This is a genomic window from Leptolyngbya sp. PCC 6406 (assembly GCF_000332095.2).
Lineage (GTDB): Bacteria > Cyanobacteriota > Cyanobacteriia > Phormidesmidales > Phormidesmidaceae > PCC-6406.
The window spans coordinates 4,871,620-4,890,276 of record NZ_KI913949.1; the positions used below are offsets into that span (position 1 = coordinate 4,871,620).

Below are 18,657 nucleotides of genomic sequence, written 5' to 3' on the forward strand. Positions count from 1 at the left end.
TGGCAGGTGTAGTACAGGTCTTCCTGTTCTTACAAGATAGGGGGTTCCGATGGCTGTGGGGAAGTCATGGGAGGATTGATAGGGACAGCGCAGGCCACGGGCAGCGCAGGCGCAATTAAATGTAGATCGAATGTAGATCGGTGGTTGTGAAGGATTGAGCCATGGAAATTTTGACCAATCCGTTCTACGAAACGGCATTTTTACTCGTGATCTCAGCGGGGGTGGGGGCGATTGCCCTCTATCTCCGCCAGCCCCTAATTGTGGCCTTCATTGCTGTTGGTATTCTGATGGGGCCATCGGTGACGGGGTGGATTCAGTCCGGTGAACAACTGGCGCTATTTGCTGAGCTGGGCATTGCCCTGCTGCTCTTTGTGGTGGGGCTCAAGTTAGATTTGCACCTGATTCAAACTATGGGTCTAGTGGCCGTAGCAACCGGGTTGGGGCAGGTGGGCTTCACCTCCATTGTGGGCTTTTTGCTGGCTTGGCTGCTAGGTTACTCTCCGCTGACGGCACTGTATATCGCGGTGGCCCTGACCTTCTCCAGCACCATCATCGTTGTCAAACTGCTGTCAGATAAGCGGGAGATCGATTCCCTCCACGGTCGCATTGCCCTGGGTTTTCTCATTGTCCAAGACCTAGTGGTGGTCTTGGTCATGATTGGCCTCTCAGCAATGGGGAGTACTGGGGAAACCACGCTGGGGACAGTGCTAGTGCAACTCTTGGCAAAGGGGGGAGCGCTGCTAGTGGGGGTGGCGGTGATGATGGCCTACGGGCTCCCCACCCTGCTGCGGCATGTGGCGCGATCGCAGGAATTGTTGTTGATATTTGCGATCGCATGGGCTGTTTCCCTAGCGGCCCTGAGTGAAATTCTAGGCTTTAGCAGTGAAGTCGGGTCATTTCTCGCCGGTATTTCCCTGGCCTCCACCCCCTATAGAGAGGCGATTGGGGCGCGGCTGGTGGGCATTCGCGACTTCCTACTGCTGTTCTTTTTTGTAGAACTAGGCTCCCATCTCGACCTCAGTTTGCTGGGGGCGCAGATCGGCCCCGCTGTACTGCTGTCCCTATTTGTACTGGTGGGCAATCCCACCATTGTCATGGTGATCATGGGCTACCTGGGTTACCGCAAGCGCACAGGGTTGCTGGCAGGGTTAACGGTAGCCCAAATCAGCGAATTTTCCCTGATTCTGGCGGCTTTAGGGTTGAGCTTGGGCCATATCGACGAGGAAATCGTCGGACTCATTACCCTCGTGGGCCTAATTACCATTGGCCTTTCTACCTACCTCATTCTCTATTCCCACGAACTCTACGAACGACTCTCTCCGCTCCTAGGTATTTTTGAGCGCCGCATTCCCCACCGAGAAGAAGAGGGAGATACAGACATAGCCGCCGTCGGTGCCGATGTGATCGTCTATGGCTTAGGCCGCTACGGGGGCTGGCTGGTAAACAGTCTGGCCAGTAAAGGACTGGAGGTCCATGGAGTAGACTTTGATCCCGAGAATGTGCGGCGCTGGCGACGGCAGGGATTCTCAGTCCATTATGGCGATGCGGAGGATCCAGAATATCCCAGCCACCTTGCCCTAGGAACCGTAAAGTGGGTGGTCAGCAGTATTCCTGGGCGAGAGGTCAACCTGACCCTGCTCCATGCCTTGCGCCACCATGGCTACCAAGGCAAACTGGCGGTCACGGTCCACCAAGACCGGGAGGATGAGCTGCTCCGCAGCACTGATATAGATTTGATTCTGCGGCCCTTTGTGGATGCGGCTGAGCAAGCCGCCGAAGAATTGGCGGCAAACCTACGGAGCTAGTTGGCTGAACCCTAGGGCGTGGGGACAATCAACGGCGAATAGTGTAAATGTGATATCCGTTGGCGGTGTCGCCGATCTGCTGCAAGCAGCGTTGATTGGTTGCAGCAGATCGGCGGCATCCTCATTTTCCGTCAGCACCACAAAGGTGGGATCAAAAAATCCTCGGGGGTTGGCGGTTTCTTCTGGCTGCCAGGAGGCGATCCCGGATTATTCTAGACAGGGGATTGAAGGATAGTACAAACGTTGCTAGCGTAGGGAGATTAATGCGGCGGAGATAGGGTGGAACTAATTCTGGCACTGGGGATCGGCATGGGGCTGGGGGGCGGGGTCACGTGGCTGCTATGCCAAAGCCGGGTGCAGGGAATTCGCGATCGCGCCAAAGCAGATACCATCGCCGATCGGGCTGGGATGCTGGAACGATTGCAGGCCCACACCCAGCAGATTAAAGACTTGCAGGCTGCCCTGCAACACCGCGATGACCGCCTAGAGACCATCCAAGGGGAACTCCGCCAAGAAGCCAGCCGCCGGGGTACCGCCGAAGCCCAAGCCGCCCAGATGCCCCCTCTTCAGCAGCAGCTTCGGGAGCGGGAGGCCCAGATCCACCAGTTGCAAGCTGCCTGCGCTGCTCTCCAGGTGCAGGGTCGAGAGGTGGAAACCCGTCTCCAGCAAGAGCAACAGGCGATGGCGGAGAAACAACGGCTGCTGGACCACGCCCAAGCGCGCCTCACCGATGCCTTCAAAGCCCTCTCCGCCGATGCCCTCCAGCGCAATTCTCAATCCTTTATGCAACTGGCGGAAACCCTGTTGGGCAGGTACCAATCCCAGGCCCAGGGAGATCTGACCCAGCGCCAACAGGCGATCGCCGCCCTAGTGCAACCCCTACAAAGTTCTTTAGAACAGGTGGGCAGTCGCTTGCAGGACTTGGAAACCGCCCGCACCGCCGCCTACAGCAGCCTGTCGGAGCAGGTGAAGGGGCTAGCGCTAGCCCAAAGCCAACTCCAGGGGGAAACCGCCAACTTGGTCAAAGCCCTGCGCTCCCCTACGGTGCGCGGGCGCTGGGGAGAAATCCAGCTTCAGCGGGTGGTGGAGATGGCGGGCATGGTGAAATATTGCGACTTCAGCCAACAGACCTCGGTGACCACAGAAGGCGGTCGCCGCCGACCCGACATGGTGATTCAACTGCCCAACCAGCGCCAAATCATTGTCGATGCCAAGGCCCCCCTCCAAGCCTATTTAGAATCGGTAGAGGCTCCGGATGAGGCCAGCCGCCGCACCCATCTGCAAGCCCACGCCCGCCAGATCCGCACCCACCTGACCCAGTTGGGCAGCAAGGGGTATTGGGATCAGTTCCAGCCCGCCCCGGAATTCGCCGTCCTGTTTTTACCGGGGGAAACCTTTTTCAGTGCCGCGTTAGAACAGGATCCCGGCCTGATTGAGTTTGGTGTCGATCAACGGGTAATTCTGGCTACCCCCACCACTCTGATTGCCCTACTCAAGGCGGTGGCCTACGGTTGGCGACAGGAGCGTATGGCGGAAAATGCCCAACAGGTCAGCGACCTAGGTCGCGAACTCTACGATCGCACCCACACCCTCTTGGGCCATGTAGGCAAAATGCGTCGAGGCTTGGACAGTACGGTGGATGCCTTCAACAAAGTGGTGGGCTCCTTGGAATCCCGTGTTTTGGTTACAGCCCGCAAGTTCAAAGATCTGGGAGCCGCTTCGGGGGAGGATTTGGAGAGCATTGACACCCTGGATCGGTGGCCGCGATCGCTACCGGAGGAGGGAGAGTGATGGGTGGTAAGCCGCGCTAGGCTCCGCCTTCCGGCAGAATCTTGCCCACAGTGCGGTTTTCAGGGCGGAAGACGGTGCGGGCAACCCGTTGTACATCGGTGGCGGTCACGGCATCAATAGCCTGTAACTCCGCAAAAACATGCCGCCAGGAGCCCGTTTTGGCTTCATATTCCGCCAGCAGCGACGCCATCCCCGCATTGGAGGACAACTGCCGTAGTAGGGCGGCGCGGGCCTGGGTTTTCACCCGCTCCAGATCGGCTTCGGGGACAGGGGTGTTGATCAGTCGGTCCAGTTCGCTATGGATCAAAGGGGCGATGTCATCGGGCTGGGTACCGGGGGCGGTGAGGGCATAGAGCAGCAACAGGTTGGGATATTGGTCGCCGGGGAACCCGTTGACACTGCCCACACTCAGGGCCAAGCGCTGATCCTCTACCAGGGTTTTGTAGAGGCGAGCGGTGCGCCCACTGGTGAGTAGGGCCTCGATCATGCCGTAGGTGGCATGATCTGGGTCCGTGAGGCTGGGGCGGTGGTAGCCCTCGATATACCAGGGTTGGGAGGCCAAGGTGAGGGTGAACTCCCGAGTCTCGGTTTGGGGGGGCTCTGTCACTGTCACGGTGGCCGGGAGACTGCGGGCAGAGAAGCGGCCAAAGTAGGCTCGCGCCATGCGTTGCACCTCCCTGGGATTCACGTCCCCGACCACCACTGCGACAAGATTGCTGGGACCGTAGTAGGCGTCGAAAAATGTCTGTACATCCCGACGGGTGGCGACGTAGAGGTCATCGGCATAGCCAATGATGGGGCGGCGATAGGGGTGTTGTTCAAAGGCTGTTTCTAGAAAGACCTCAATCAGCTTGCCGATGGGGGAGTTGTCTACCCGCATCCGTCGCTCTTCGAGGATGACATCCTTCTCTTCGTAAAATTCTCGGAATACGGGCTCTAGGAATCGCTCCGATTCTAGGGACATCCACAGTTCTAGTTTGTTGGAGGGGAGACTGTAGAAGTAGCGGGTAGCATCGGCCCCGGTGGTGGCATTGAGGCCAACACCTCCGGCCTGTTCTACGATTTGGCCATATTTGTTTTGCTCTACATACTGGGCCGCTTCTGCACGCAGGTCGGTGAGGCGCGATCGCAGATCCGCTGCTTCCTCAAGATTCCCGGCCTTCTCAGCGGCTAGGATTTCATCAAATACCCGGTCTTGGCGATCCAGTACCGCCTGTTCGGCCCCATAGTTTTGGGTACCGATGCGCTGGGTGCCCTTAAAGGCCAAGTGCTCTAGATAATGGGCAACACCTGTTTTGCCATCCTCCTCATTCACCGCCCCCACATTGGCGTACAGCATAAAGGACACCACTGGCGCTTGGTGTCGCTCTAGCACGATGAACTTGAGACCATTGTCGAGGGTGAACTCGGTTACTTGCTGCGCCACCCGGTCTAGATAGGGCTGAACCGAGGGACCAGTATTTGCCCCAGCATCCTGCGCTAGGGCAGGCAGGGGTAGGGCTATGAACCCCATTAGCCCTATCCATAGCAGAGCCAGCAATCCGAGAACTCGTCCCATAGGGCGTCCGCTGGGATGGTTCGGGGTATGGCGGAGGGCAGCCGGATGACCCGTTAAAGAAGAAGAGGAGGAGAAGAGCATTGCGATCGCGCCGAAAAAAGAATACGCCTTTTCAATTTCAACACAGCCCCCCCCGAACTGACATTTTTAGGTTTCCTAAACCTATATCCAGGCAAGGCTATTCATAGGCGGTTTATCCATAGGCGGTTCTATATAATGCTGGAAACAGGATAATGCTGGAAACAGGTGTGGCGATTGCGATGGTCTCCGACCGGACTTTGCCCATCACGCCGTGATGAGGTTACCCTTTGACCCAGGCTACAAATTCCTACAACTTGCAGCGCTGGAGCCAACGCCTCTTGGCAGCGATTTTGCTGGGGGGACAGGTGGTGATTCACCTCATTTCCCGACCGATCCATCGGCGGAATACCCTAGAGCAAATGGCTATCGTGGGGCCAGCCTCCTTGCTGATTGCCCTCCTGACCGCCACCTTTGTGGGCATGGTATTCACCATTCAGGTGACACGGGAATTTATCAACTTTGGGGCGGGGACTGCCGTGGGCGGGGTTTTGGCCCTAACCCTAGCGCGAGAACTCGCTCCGGTGCTGACGGCAGTTGTGCTGGCGGGGCGTGTCGGTTCCGCCTTTGCCGCTGAGATCGGCACCATGAAGGTTACGGAACAGATCGATGCTCTGCAAATCCTCAAGACCGACCCCATCGACTACCTGGTAATCCCCCGATTGGTGGCCTGCGCCCTGATGCTGCCGGTGTTGAATCTGCTGTCCTTTATTACAGGGATGACCGGGGGGCTGCTGATTGCGACCTCCCTCTATGGCATTTCCCAGACAGTGTTTATCAATTCAGCCCAAAACTTTTTGTCCACCTGGGATCTGGTCAGCTCCGTGATCAAAGCCTTTGTCTTTGGGATCTTGATTGCAGTGATTGGCACCAGTTGGGGCCTGACCACCACGGGGGGGGCAAAGGGGGTGGGGCAATCCACCACCACGGCGGTGGTGACCTCTCTCTTGGCGATCTTTATCAGTAATTTTTTCCTCTCCTGGCTGATGTTCCAAGGGACGGGAAGTGCCATATTGGGGGGGTGAGGGAGGACGGTCGCCCTTTACAATGGGAAGCACACGTTAGCCCGAGATGGGTTTGGTAACACCTGTGACTGCTTCTCCGCATCAGGATTCCACAGATAGAGATTCTCCCACCACGACTACGACGCTGCTCCCCAGCTATGCCATTCCCATAGGATTGGGACTTTTGGCCGTGCCGCTGTTATGGGTACAGCTCTGGCTTGGGGGTGCGATCGCAGTATTTGCCCTCTTTCTGCTCTACCAGACCGTGACCCTAAGGCTGGTGTTCACCCCCATAGCTCTAGAGATCTACCGGGGCCAGACCCAGATTCGCCAATTTCCCTACCAAGATTGGCAACTTTGGGAGCTGTTTTGGTCCCCACTGCCCATCCTGTTCTACTTTCGGGAAGTCAACAGCATCCACTTTTTACCCATCTTGTTCCAACCTGCGGCCCTCCGCAGTGAACTAGAAGCCCGTTTGCCCCAAGCGGCAGCGGATGCTCAGCAGCCTTCCTAATGCCCTGTTCCCTCACCCCTCGGATCTATGACCGCTGATGAATCTGCCTTTTCCGCTGCTTCCTCCTCCAGCTTTGCCAGTGGGGAAGCGTCTATTACCGAGGGCGATCCTGTGGGGGGCACCGGAAAGGTACAGACGGATATTGCCCGTCTGGTGCAACAGGGCTTGGTGGATTTAGAGCGCCGCAAGCGATCTCTGGAGCTGGAGATCGAGAAGCTAGAGCGCCGCCGCGATCGCATTGATGCAGAAATGAAGACCACTTTTGCTGGAGCCTCCCAGGATTTGGCAATGCGGGTACAGGGCTTTAAGGAATACCTAGTGGGGAGTCTGCAAGACCTCGCCGCCGCCGCCGAACAGTTGGAAATGCTGCCACCGGAACCAGCCCCCCGGACGGAACGCCCTGGACGACCGCACCCCACCGCTCCAGAGACTTCCTCGGAGCCGACAGCCACCGTAGACTTCGCCCAATCTCGCTTTCAACGCCAAAGCAATCGCATTCAAAGCCTGCTAGACCAATATCGTCTCCGCCCCGATTACTATGGCCCGGTTTGGCAGTTTCGCCGCACCTTTGAACCCATCCACAGCGAGCGCATCTCCAACTGGTTCTTTAATCAAGGGGGGCGGGGAGCGGTAAAAACCCTTAGCAGCCGCCTGCAAAATGTGCTGGTTGCCTCAGCCGCAGTCTCAATTCTCTACACCCTCTACGGCGATCGGTTGCGGGTGCTGATGCTGGCCAACACCCCTGAGCGTCTGGGGGAATGGCGGCGGGGATTCCAAGACTGCCTGGGGGTGTCCCGAGGGGACTTTGGCACGGGTCGGGGCATTACCCTCTTTGAGTCGGCGGAACCTCTGGCCCAGCGGGCAGAACGTCTGTTAGCGGAAAATCTCCTGCCCTTAATTTTGATTGATGAGTCGGAGGGCAAGATCAGTCTGTCGCTGCTTCAGTTTCCCCTCTGGCTTGCCTTTGCTCCCGACCCCGCCAACCCCACGGCGGATGCCTACGAGTATTACTAACCTATGACCCTCTCCCTCTGCATGATCGTCAGAAACGAAGCCACCCATCTGCCGGGGTGTTTTCAATCCGTGTCTGACTGCGTAGACGAGATCATCGTCGTGGATACGGGTTCGACGGATGACACTATTGCGATCTCAGAGGCTGCTGGGGCTAAGGTCGTCACCGTAGACTGGCAGAATGACTTTGCGGCGGCTCGCAATATCTCCCTAGACCACGCCACAGGAGACTGGGTATTGGTGTTGGATGCGGATGAAACCCTGACTCCCGCAGGGCAGCAGCTTTTGCAACAGGTGCGGACGGGGGAACCCTGGGGAGATATTGCCCTAGCGGATGTACTGATGGTGACGCTACTGCGCCATGAGGTGGAAGCAGAGCAGACTCCCTATTCTGCTGTATCCCGTTTGTTTCGTCGCCACCCTCAGGTACGGTTCCAGCGCCCCTATCACGAGACAGTGGATGATGCCGTAGCGGTGGTGATGGCCCAGGAATCCCAGTGGCAGGTCGTCACCTATCCAGAGGTGGCCATGATCCACACGGGGTATCAGGCTAGCGCGATCGCAGCCCGAGACAAATTTGCCCGCGCCCAGAGCATCATGGCGGGCTACCTGGCGGAGCACCCCGATGATCCCTACATTGCCAACAAGCTGGGAGCTCTCTATGGCCAAGCTGGTGACTGGGACAAGGCCCGTCCTTTGCTAGAGCGGGCACTGCAAATGGGCAAAGCTGACCCCAGTACCACCTATGAACTGCACTACCATTTGGCCCTAGCGGATAGCAGCCATGATCGCTGGACGGAAGCGGAGGCCCACTATCGCCTCGCCCTAGCTCAGCCTATTCCGGAGACCTTGAAACTGGGAGCCTACATCAATCTGGGCAGTATTCTGACGGGGCAAAAGCAGTTAACGGGAGCGGTAGAACTGTTTGAAAAAGCCACCCAGATTGCTCCGAACTTTGCCGTGGCCCATTACAACCTGGGAACGGCCCAGCGAGGACGGGGCTATTTGGAACCTGCGATCGCGGCCTATAAAACTGCGATCGCACTCCAGCCCCACTATGCCGAAGCCCATCAAAACCTAGGGGTGGCCTTATTCAAGCTAGGGAAACTTCCCGAGAGTATCCAGTCCTTCCAGCGCGCCCTCACCCTATATCAGCACACCGACCCCAGTCGGGCCTTTCAACTCCAACACAGTCTTCGTAGTTTGGGTTTGGTCACCTAAGTAGATCGCCCCTAGCCCTGACCTAAAACACCGTTAGGGACTCGCAGGAAAATAACGTACCCGCTCCGCTGATCGGGCTTTCTCCCTTCGGGAGACGCTAAAGCGAACGACTTCGCTCAGCCCTCGATCACTGAAGGTTGAGCGAAGTCGAAACCTGGCCACTGGGTACACTATTAACCCGCAGCTCCCTTATAGGGGCAAAAATAACCTGTTCTACCCGAGGCCGATAGCCCAGCCACCGCACCGACAGATTGGCGAACCCCTCCGGTTCGCCACTGACATAGAAGCGCGTTTTCTGGGCAGACCCCCTATGGCGGAGATTGAGCAGCGTCAGTTCTCGCGCAGCGGTCGCCACCAGATGTACCGCCGGATCGACCCGTTGTACGGCGGAAGGCAGAATTTGTCCTAACACGGGCTCTAGATGGGGATAGTGGGTGCAGCCGTACACTAAGGCATCAATTTGGGCTGCCACCAGTGGTTGGAGGTAAGTTGCCGCTACTGCGCGGGTGCGGGGATGCTGAAGTTGACCCTGCTCAATCAACGGCACAAACTCAGGGCACCCCACCTGCCAAATCTGGGCACTGGGCTCCACCTCCAAAATAGCCCGCCGATAGGCATTACTCGCCACAGTCGCTGGAGTGGCAATCACCCCAATCCGTCGTCCTGCTTGGGCTGCCGCCCGTGCCCCTGGCCAGATCAACCCCAGAATGGGGAGGTCATACTCCTGCTGTACCTGTTCTAGCACTAGAGCAGAGCTGGTATTGCAGGCCATCATCACCATCTTTACCCCCTGCTCCACCATCCAGTCCATGATGTCTCGCACAAAGTGCAGGATCTCTTCGGCGCTGCGGTTGCCGTAGGGTAAGCGGGCCGTATCCCCAAAGTACAAAATCGATTCCTGGGGTAACTGGCGGTCCAATTCCCGCAGCACCGTCAGCCCCCCCACACCGCTGTCAAAAATACCAATGGGAGCCGCAGATAGGTCACGGAATGCAGGCTGGGAGCAACCATTCATAAACGGAGACGCCTTTACGGGATATGACAAAGTTCTTAACGGAAAAGTTGTTAAGAGTGTACGGGAGTTTTACCCCATTAAGGCAATCCCCACTCCCCCACTCCCCCACTCCCCCACTCCCCCACTCCCCTAAGACACCTCCCCTGCTTCCACCGCTGGGATCTCCTTCTCATCCGTATCAGACCCCGTATCATCGGGCTCCTTAAACACCACCCGCAGCAGCGGCGGCGCTAGGAACGTCGTTGAAATCACCATCACAATAATGGCGGCTTCCAATGACTCCGACAGTGCCCCACTAGCAGATCCCACCCCAGCAAAAACCAATCCCACCTCACCTCGGGGCACCATACCAAAGCCAATAGCAAGGCGGTTGATCCCCGGTTGGCCAAAGACGGCAAACCCTGTCACTACCTTGCCCGCGATCGCAACCAGCACCAAGAAGGAGGCAATAATCAATCCTTCGCGATTATTGGGATCTAAGGGATTCAAAACCCCCAGATCGGTCCGTGCCCCGACCGTGACGAAGAAGATAGGCACCAGCATGTCGGCAATGGGGCTAATCTGCTCCTCCAGCTCCTTGCGCTTGGAGGTTTCTGCCAAAATCAACCCCGCTGCAAAGGCTCCCAGAATCGTTTCAAGCTGAATCGCCGCCGCCACATAGGACAGGAAAAACGCGAATACCAGGGAACTGATGATCACCTGGCCTCGGGTTTTCATCTGATCCACAAGGGTGACAAAGAAGGGACTCAGTAACCGCCCCAAGAAAATGGACCCCACCAGGAAAATGGCCGCCCCGGCAATCAGATACACCACATTCAGGATTTCGATTTCCCCGGTTTTGGCTAGACTCGCCACCACCGCCAGCACAATAATCCCCAACACATCATCCAGGACCGCCGCGCCGATAATGATCTGCCCCTCCTTGGAATTGAGGCGCTGGAGTTCCGCCAGCACCTTGGCCGTAATCCCAATACTGGTCGCGGTCAGCGCCGCCCCAGCAAAGATGGCAGGCACCGTAGCAATGTTGAATAGGGCAATCAGCCCCACCGTTCCAAGGGCAAAGGGTACCACTACCCCCACAACAGCCACCACCGCCGCCTGGGGACCGACCCGGATCAATTCCTTCAGGTCCGATTCCAGACCAATTTCAAATAGCAGAATGATGACCCCCAACTCCGCCAGGACGGAGATCACCTCACTCTCACCCCGGAAAACCGTCATCAGAGACTGGGGGTCAAGGCCAGCGGTGGCATCCACCACCCGCAGTAGGGCCGATCCCATTTCCCCACCAGCCTCGGGAAAGACGATGAGGTGCAGGGCTGAGATCCCCACCACTACTCCGCCTACCAATTCCCCCAGTACTGGGGGGAGATTTAACCGGGCACACAGTTCGCCCCCGATTTTAGCCGCCAAGTACACCGTAATCAGGCTCAGCAACACGCTAGCCAGCACCAGCGGCTCTAGTTCTGCCTCTGAGGCTTCCGCCAGGAGAAAAAACCCTTGATCCCCACCGCCTATACAGGCCGATGTTAGGGGACTGCCAACAGAAACCAGCCAAGGAAGCAAATCCACCATTCGGTCTGAAAAAACGCATCTTGTCTAGGGTACCCGAGTCTGCTCCCCTACAAGGTTCACCCAGAGAGTGATCTGTGGTTTTTGAGGGTCTATCAATGGTTTAACGTTACGGAGAGTGTTCGAGCTAAATGCCTATCCGGGGTTTCACCGCAACCGTCCCAAGGGGAAGAGTACGCGACCATGACCAGGATGATTTTTTAGATGGAATACTCTAAATGAAAACCCGGTGTTCTAGGGAGGGCATCTGTTGCCGCACCTGGAGCAGACGAGCAGGGGTGATTTCTGCGATCGCAATTCCCGGACTCGTCCCAGCATCTGCCAGCACCACCCCCCAGGGATCAATAATGGCGGCATGGCCATGGGATTGGCGACGGTTGTTGTGGTAGCCCGTCTGGGCCGGAGCCAGAACATAACAGGTATTTTCAATCGCCCTCGCCTGGAGCAAAATCTGCCAATGGTCCTTACCCGTGAAAGCGGTAAAGGCAGCGGGCACCACCAACACCTCCGCCCCCATCTGGGAGAGATGGCGATAGAGCTCAGGAAAGCGCACATCGTAGCACACCGACACCCCAATATTGCCTAGATGCTTAGAGGGATACACATTGGGTAACCGCTGGCCCGAAACTACAGTATTTGACTCCCGATAGGTATTGCCATCAGGCACATTCACGTCAAAAAGATGGACCTTCTCATATCGCAACAGCTCGTTGCCATCCGGCCCCACCAGCAGCGCCGTGTTGTAAACCTTATTACCCGTAGTCGGCACCGGATAGCCCCCACCCAACAGGGTTACTTGGTAGCGCTGAGCCATTTTTTTCAAAAAGGCTTCGCTGGCATCGCCAATCACCTGAGCCTGGGCCTGTTTAGCCGCTTCATCCCCCAAAAAGGAAAAATTCTCTGGCAGCGTCACCAACTCGGCACCCTGACGTACTGCCAAGTCAATCAAATCTTCTGCCTGGGCCAGATTTTTCTCCAGATCCGGCACGCTGGTCATCTGGATTGCGGCTGCCAGGTAGGGCCTCATAGGTTCGTCTCGATAGGTCTTTGGTCCTTAATTTTATGCGGTTCTGGCATCTCTCTTACGCAGGATGGCTTCTGATTGAGAGATGGAATACACCTAGTTTTCGTGCAGGGCCTCTAGCTGTTTGAGAATTTTGGGCTTGAGGCTGGTGGTTAGCTCACGCTTTAGTACATCCTTGCTATCTGCGGCATTGCCCACAGAGGGGTGACTCCGAGCTGCCATTACCCACTCTTGCAGTAGCTTGCGCTGGGGGTTAGCGATGTTGGCGGAGACCACATGAGCACAGCGCTGGGGGTTCTCCTTGGCAAAGAAGAGGATTTTGTATTGCCCCACTTGCCCCAGCAAAAAGCCCATTTCCTGACCCGCCTTCGTTTTCAAATCTAAGTAGCACGGTAGCCAGCGCGGACCATGCTGGGCGTTGTAAAGCACTGTCAGCCAGAGCGCCATGGGGTGGGGAGACATAGTGCAGATGAAGTTGTTGTAGCGACTCCCTAGAAGACGCTTGTCCACCTCCACTTGGGGCAGCATCACCCAGAGGGTGGCTAGGGTACGCTTGCTGGTGGGCAGGGGGTAGGGAAAGACAATTTCAGCAATGGGCTTATTTTTAGGCCAAGAGGTCAGCCGACAGATATCGTCTTCGGTCTGGGGTTCGGTGAGGGTGCTATCGGCATTTTTTTTGACTACGGGCACCCGAGACAGCGTCGCACCAATGCGTTGGCCAATGCGAAATCCGGTTCCAAAGCGCTGATCCAAGGGCTCTAGAGCCTTGATGATGTCCCCTACAGTTTGGGGACGATCCTTAGGATCCTTGGCCAAACAGGCCATGATCAGATCCTCCAGCAGTTTTGGCACCTTCTGGACCGAGGTGACTTCGTGAATAGCTTTTGGCGGCTGGGAATGGTGAGCCTTATACCAACCGCCGAAGGTATGGCTTTCCGCCGTCAAAGGAATTCTGCTGGTAAGCATCTGGAACATCATGATGCCCATGCTGTAGATATCGGAGCGGTTATCTAACTCACGCCCTTCCATTTGCTCGGGAGAAGCATAAGCAAGAGTGCCCATGAAGGAACTGGTCTGGTCGATGTCGGCTTGGAGTAGTTTGGCAATGCCAAAGTCAAGGATTTTCGCCAATTCTCCCAGGGTTGGATCCTGAGTGATGAGAATATTACTGGGCTTGATGTCTCGGTGAATAATGGAGACGGGCTTGTCATAGCCCTTGACGCGAATGCCGTCGTGGGCGGATTGGAGCCCGAGGCAAATTTGACGACACAGTCCCAAAAAGCGGGGTACGGGAAGGGGTTTTGGGTTGATAATTTTGCTGAGGTTGTCCCCTTGTAAGTATTCCATGACATAGAAGGGCACCTCGTCTTCGCTGACGCCGTAGTCGGTGACGCGCACCACATGGATACTTTTCTGGCCTAATTGGGCGCAGGTGGTGGCTTCTTGAACGAAGCGATCGCGCATTTTTTTATTCAGCAGGGTTTGGGCCAAGAACTTGACCGCTACCATGACTCCCCCTAATAGGGTATCTTCTGCCAGATAGACACGCCCCATTGCGCCCTGCCCCAGCAGTTCTACGAGTTCATAGCGATTGGCTAATTTGAGGCCGAGATTGGGGTCTGACATGGGGGTCAATGAAATGGCATCGGGATCAACAGGGTCAGAACGGTGACTGACCACCGCGATCCCAAATCAAGCCCTCGCCTTGCTCAACCTGGATAACCTGGAACAGCTACCAGGAAGGCATAAGGCTCAATGGGGGCAGTAGGGAATGGCGATACAAACAAGTGGATGTAGATAGCAAATACCCCGATCTAGCTACTTCAATCTAGGGCCTTTGGACACTTGAACGAGGAACCCCTGACGGGGTAGACATGACCACGCCCGCCCTACTTAATCAAGCTAGGGGCTGTAACCGCCCCATAACCAGGAATATGGCCTTGATTATCCACAGCCCCTAGTTAACCTGATCTAAGACAGCCCCGTATGGGCTAGGGGATAACTCTGGCCCTACAAAGCTTGTTGAAGTAACCGTATTGTAGCGAGTCCCCGCTGGGGGAAATCACAGGCATCCACTGATGTACTCATCATGCCCAGGGGATGCGTAGGGATTGCCTCCCAGCGAGCCTTTCTACCCTTCTAAGATACCGATCGCCGCTGCCCGCTTCGGGATAGATTTGGCTCTGGCTCGGGTCTGCGATGGACGGAGGCGAGTCGGAGACCATCGCTAGAAACATTGGTCCCCAAGTTCCCTGTCCCTAATGGCGATCGAGGGTGGCTTCCATAGCGCTGGTGAGGTGGTGACCCGCCATGATGCCGCTGGATAGGTGATAGCGATCACTGTTGAGGCGATAGAGGGTTTCAAAGCCTGTACGGCGCTGACGATCATTGATTGCCCAGTATCTCTGCACGACAGAATCCGGCGTAACCCAACCTTCCCCTTCCACCCGATCGAGTTGGGTGTGCTGAAGCACAAAGGTGTACTGACGCTCTCCACCGATCAAACGCCCCCGATACTGGAGTGAAACCTGATCCATCTCGGAATTGGGAAAGGTCAGCTTCATGACCATAGTGAACCAATCGTCGTTGCTCCAGGCGATCAAAATCGCACCACGAACCGCTATGGGCATAGCCTCTCGCTCTAGCCAATTGCCCTGGAGCTTCCAGCGCCCTGGTTCCAGTAAAAATGTATGCTCCACCCGTTTTCTCCCGCAACCCCTCTGGTTTTGGTTATGGGCCAGTCTATCCCCTAGGCCCAAACCCTCGCCAAGCCTAGTGCTCAGATAGGGTGGCCTAGATAGGTATGACTCGCTCACCCTTCTTATCCCGGCTCACCAGACAAGGGGCACAAGATCCATCATTACCCCCGTCCGCTTCCATTACAGCATAGGTGAAGATCCTGTCCCGAACGGAAACGCCGTGGGGGTAGGGTAGTGAATTTCTCCCAGCACCACGGGACCATGGGCTCCGGTCACTGTCGGGAGGTTGCCGGGAAAGCCCTGATGTCGCCAAAATCCCAAAACGGCAAAGGCAATCGCCTCTTTCAGACCACTGGGAACGCCCAAGTCGTCCGTAGTAGTAATGGGGATTACGGGCAGGTAATGGGCTAGCCGCTCTCGAAGATAGAAATTGCGACTTCCCCCGCCACACAGCAGCACCTCAGCAGGCAACTGGGGTAGCCAACGTCGATATTCCTGAGCAATAGAGGCGGCGGTAAAGTCCACTAGAGTGGCTAACACATCCGCAGGAGCTAAGGTCGTCATTTGAGCCTGACACTGCTGCCAAAAGTCCCAGCCAAAGAGTTCTCGCCCAGTGGATTTAGGCGGGGCCTGATCAAAGTAGGGATGCCGCAGCCAGGTTTCTACTAAGGACAGGTCGGGGGTGCCTTGGGCGGCCCACTGTCCTCCCTGATCAAAGGTGAGGGTGCCTCCGGAAAGGGTCTGCACCGCGAGGTCCAACAGGCTATTGCCGGGGCCGGTATCCCAGCCAAAGACCTGGGGTGAGGGGGTGGCGAATAGCTTGTCCTGCGGGGGCAGATAAGCCACATTGCCGATGCCGCCGATGTTTTGAACGCAGCGATCGCGGTTTTCATGGGCCAGTAGCACCGCATCTATGGGGGGGACGAGGGGGGCACCCTCTCCCCCTACGGCGATATCGGCGGCTCGAAAGTTGCTGACGGTGAGGCACTGGAGTTGATCCGAGATCGCGGCTCCCCGCCCCAATTGCAGACTGTAGCCCAAGCGTGGGTTCCGCCTCGCCCCTTCTGCCCCTCGGTCTGGCGGGCGATGGAACACTGTTTGACCGTGGGAGGCCACCAGATCCACAGGACCATATTGATCCACGAGGGCTTGGGCCGCCTGGGCAAAACATTGGGCCACGGCGTCATCCAGATCCGCCAGGGCTGACAAGGTCAGGGCTTCCCCAGCACAGGCTCGGAGAATCGCGCCTTGGACCTCCGGGGGATAGGCCACCGTGCCCCCCCCCAGCACCGTCACCGCGAGCTGATATCCCTGACCGTGAATTTCTGCGATCGCACCATCAATACCGTCTACAGAGGTGCCGCTAATTAAACCAATCACACGCATGGGCCGAGGACTCCTTGATCAGTCGTTCTCTAGGCGTAAGGATAAACTGTAAGGAATAGAAGTATGCTGCTCTCTAGGTGTATTTTCCATCTCCCTTGCCCCTAAAATTGCCGAGATACCCTCAAAACGCCCCTTTTTTGTGGGAGTCCCGGAAATTGACCTGCGATCGCTGTATCCCAAGACCAGCAAGCCCCCAGGACTATCGGCGTCTAGACTGGCATCAGGACTGCTCAACAAACTAAAGGGTCTGATGCGTCAGGAACCTCCGGTCACTATCCCGGCGATGGCTACTCGTCCATTGTTATCAACCCAACCCCATGATGAAGCTCAATCAAATTCTCTCCGCTGGATTCGTTAGTATGAGCCTAGCCACCCTAGGACTCCCTGCTTTTGCCGCCCCTGAAATCGCCAGCGGCGATCGTTGGCTACAAGGGGTAGACCAAAGTGGCTGCCTCAGCCGCGCCGATCAATTCATTCAAGATATTGGCGTTCCCTCTGATGGTGGAGAAATCGATCGCACCGGCTACTTTGACGACGGCACCTTCCGCATTCTCTGCTATGCCGCAGGCAGCGACAGTATGGTCATCGTCTTTTCTGCCCATGAAAATAGCTCGGAAGTCGCTAGCGACTTCATGCAATACGTCCTCAACGAAATCGCCTATTAAGTTCTTCCCTCAAGCCCACAGCAGCATCCCTGCTTAGGACCAATGCCCTAGTCACCCTTGACCACTGTGACTAGGGCATTGGTTTGGAAACCCAATCTGGATTCACTCAAACGCCCTTCCTCCCTCCCAAAACTGAACGATAAACACCCAGGGTTTTCTCGGCCAACTTAGGCCATGTGTAATGGGCTTCCACCTTACGTTTACCAGCCAGCCCCATGGCCGCAGCAGCAGCAGGCTGAGTTAACAGATCCAGAATGCGACAGGCAATTTCTTCAGGATCTTGATTTACAAGAAAACCATCCTGCCCATCAGTGACGACATCTGCGATCGCGGGAATTCTTCCCCCAATAACAGGCTTACCAAAACTCCATGCCTCTGTGTAAACACCCCCAAAACTTTCCTGAGAAGAAGGGACACACAGCAAATCACAGGCAGCTAGAGCATTAGTCTTAGTCTGGAGATCTACTGAACCCAAGCGATGAATACGCGGATCGGCATAGGCGTCAAAAACTTGTTCGGACCTTTTGACCGCAGGGCCAATAAAAACAAACTGAACATCCGGTAATTGTTTCCAAACAGAAGGTGCAGCCTCCAAAACTTGACGAAATCCTTTGTAAGAATAATGTTGGCCCAGAAACAAAACGATGGGTTCTTGAATATTGTAGATATCGCGGAAAGTCTTCCCTTGGCCTTTCGCTGCAAGTACAGGGCCAATACCCGTAACATAAATGTGCTCTGGTTCAACTCCAAGCATAATAAGCGTGGCTTTCTCACTGGCCGTTAGTGCTATGACCGCATCTGCTTGACGATATAACTCAAGGTAAGCACGGTAGCGCCAGCCCACCCAACGAGGATGATGTACGGGCGTCAATATGAAAGGAAGATTGTGTTGTTGGGCAACTTTCCAGGAAGCCACACTAATCCCCTCACGGCCAATACGTACATTGTGAAGTACATCGGCTTTATGGATAAAGGGTTGTAAATGCCTAGCAATTAGCTTTACTACAGGTGGTAAAGCTAAAGACATGAGAGGGTAGTACAAAGGCAACCAAGGTAGAATTCTTAGCTTCTCAGCCCAGGTAAAACCCAACCGATGAACAGGGATACTATTAACTTGATAGTTATAGGATGAGGGTTGACCAATGGTCGTACCCCATAGCCAATCAGTTCGATTATGGTCCCAGTGGCAGACAGTTTGAACAGTGTTTCTAATCGCTAGGTGTTGAGCTAGAAGGTGAGTATGAACTTGAGCCCCACCTATAGCTGGCACATAGCTAGTCAAGGTATAGAGCAGTTTCATGAGGGGGTTGTAAG

At 56.0% G+C, this 18,657-nt stretch carries 15 protein-coding genes; 7 read left to right on the plus strand and 8 right to left on the minus strand.

Annotated features, from left to right (window positions below; genetic code table 11):
* The first annotated feature begins 161 nt into the window (after positions 1–161).
* Together LEP6406_RS0221800 and rmuC are read left to right on the plus strand one after the other, a co-directional pair.
* The gene (locus tag LEP6406_RS0221800; protein ID WP_008318532.1) at positions 162–1,805 is read left to right on the plus strand and encodes a cation:proton antiporter; all 1,644 of its coding nucleotides are present in this window, start codon (positions 162–164) and stop codon (positions 1,803–1,805) included.
* A 279-nt stretch (positions 1,806–2,084) separates the two neighbouring features.
* Positions 2,085–3,596: a DNA recombination protein RmuC gene (gene rmuC / locus LEP6406_RS0221805; protein WP_008318534.1), complete on the plus strand. Its 1,512-nt coding sequence runs from the start codon at positions 2,085–2,087 to the stop codon at positions 3,594–3,596.
* A gap of 16 nt (positions 3,597–3,612) precedes the next feature.
* Here rmuC and LEP6406_RS0221810 read toward each other — a convergent pair whose 3' ends face one another.
* A complete protein-coding gene (locus tag LEP6406_RS0221810; RefSeq protein WP_051463817.1) occupies positions 3,613–5,154 on the minus strand; it encodes a M16 family metallopeptidase in 1,542 nt (513 codons plus the stop codon).
* Between the two features lie 308 nt (positions 5,155–5,462).
* Between LEP6406_RS0221810 and LEP6406_RS0221815 the strand changes: the two genes are divergently transcribed.
* From LEP6406_RS0221815 to LEP6406_RS0221830, 4 genes are all read left to right on the plus strand, one after another.
* Positions 5,463–6,257, plus strand: a complete 795-nt coding sequence (locus tag LEP6406_RS0221815; RefSeq protein WP_008318538.1) for an MlaE family lipid ABC transporter permease subunit — start codon at positions 5,463–5,465, stop codon at positions 6,255–6,257.
* Positions 6,258–6,321: 64 nt separating this feature from the next.
* Entirely contained in the window at positions 6,322–6,750 is a 429-nt protein-coding gene (locus LEP6406_RS0221820; RefSeq protein WP_027269340.1) for a DUF3119 family protein, read from the plus strand.
* A 27-nt stretch (positions 6,751–6,777) separates the two neighbouring features.
* Entirely contained in the window at positions 6,778–7,764 is a 987-nt protein-coding gene (locus LEP6406_RS0221825; protein WP_008318542.1) for a DUF3086 domain-containing protein, read from the plus strand.
* A 3-nt stretch (positions 7,765–7,767) separates the two neighbouring features.
* Positions 7,768–8,982 carry a tetratricopeptide repeat protein gene (locus tag LEP6406_RS0221830; RefSeq protein WP_008318544.1) on the plus strand — a complete coding sequence of 405 codons (1,215 nt, stop codon included), beginning with the start codon at positions 7,768–7,770 and terminating at the stop codon, positions 8,980–8,982.
* A gap of 127 nt (positions 8,983–9,109) precedes the next feature.
* On the opposite strand, the gene murI is transcribed toward LEP6406_RS0221830, so the two are convergent.
* The 6 genes from murI to LEP6406_RS0221860 all read right to left on the minus strand — a co-directional run bounded on the left by murI (position 9,110) and on the right by LEP6406_RS0221860 (position 16,678).
* Positions 9,110–9,997 carry a glutamate racemase gene (gene murI / locus LEP6406_RS0221835; protein WP_008315161.1) on the minus strand — a complete coding sequence of 296 codons (888 nt, stop codon included), beginning with the start codon at positions 9,995–9,997 and terminating at the stop codon, positions 9,110–9,112.
* Between the two features lie 129 nt (positions 9,998–10,126).
* A complete protein-coding gene (locus LEP6406_RS0221840; protein WP_008313474.1) occupies positions 10,127–11,572 on the minus strand; it encodes a cation:proton antiporter in 1,446 nt (481 codons plus the stop codon).
* 211 nt (positions 11,573–11,783) lie between these two features.
* A complete protein-coding gene (locus LEP6406_RS0221845; protein ID WP_008313472.1) occupies positions 11,784–12,596 on the minus strand; it encodes a carbon-nitrogen hydrolase family protein in 813 nt (270 codons plus the stop codon).
* Positions 12,597–12,689: 93 nt separating this feature from the next.
* Positions 12,690–14,219, minus strand: a complete 1,530-nt coding sequence (locus LEP6406_RS0221850) for a serine/threonine protein kinase (protein ID WP_008313470.1) — start codon at positions 14,217–14,219, stop codon at positions 12,690–12,692.
* A 632-nt stretch (positions 14,220–14,851) separates the two neighbouring features.
* The gene (locus LEP6406_RS0221855; RefSeq protein ID WP_008313469.1) at positions 14,852–15,292 is read right to left on the minus strand and encodes a hypothetical protein; all 441 of its coding nucleotides are present in this window, start codon (positions 15,290–15,292) and stop codon (positions 14,852–14,854) included.
* Between the two features lie 180 nt (positions 15,293–15,472).
* Positions 15,473–16,678 carry an anhydro-N-acetylmuramic acid kinase gene (locus LEP6406_RS0221860; RefSeq protein ID WP_008313466.1) on the minus strand — a complete coding sequence of 402 codons (1,206 nt, stop codon included), beginning with the start codon at positions 16,676–16,678 and terminating at the stop codon, positions 15,473–15,475.
* A 359-nt stretch (positions 16,679–17,037) separates the two neighbouring features.
* Between LEP6406_RS0221860 and LEP6406_RS0221865 the strand changes: the two genes are divergently transcribed.
* Complete coding sequence (locus LEP6406_RS0221865) at positions 17,038–17,343, plus strand: hypothetical protein (RefSeq protein WP_225886603.1); 306 nt, start codon at positions 17,038–17,040, stop codon at positions 17,341–17,343.
* Positions 17,344–17,449: 106 nt separating this feature from the next.
* Here the strand turns inward: LEP6406_RS0221865 and LEP6406_RS0221870 are convergent, their stop codons facing one another.
* Entirely contained in the window at positions 17,450–18,643 is a 1,194-nt protein-coding gene (locus LEP6406_RS0221870; RefSeq protein WP_008313463.1) for a glycosyltransferase family 4 protein, read from the minus strand.
* Positions 18,644–18,657 lie beyond the last annotated feature (14 nt).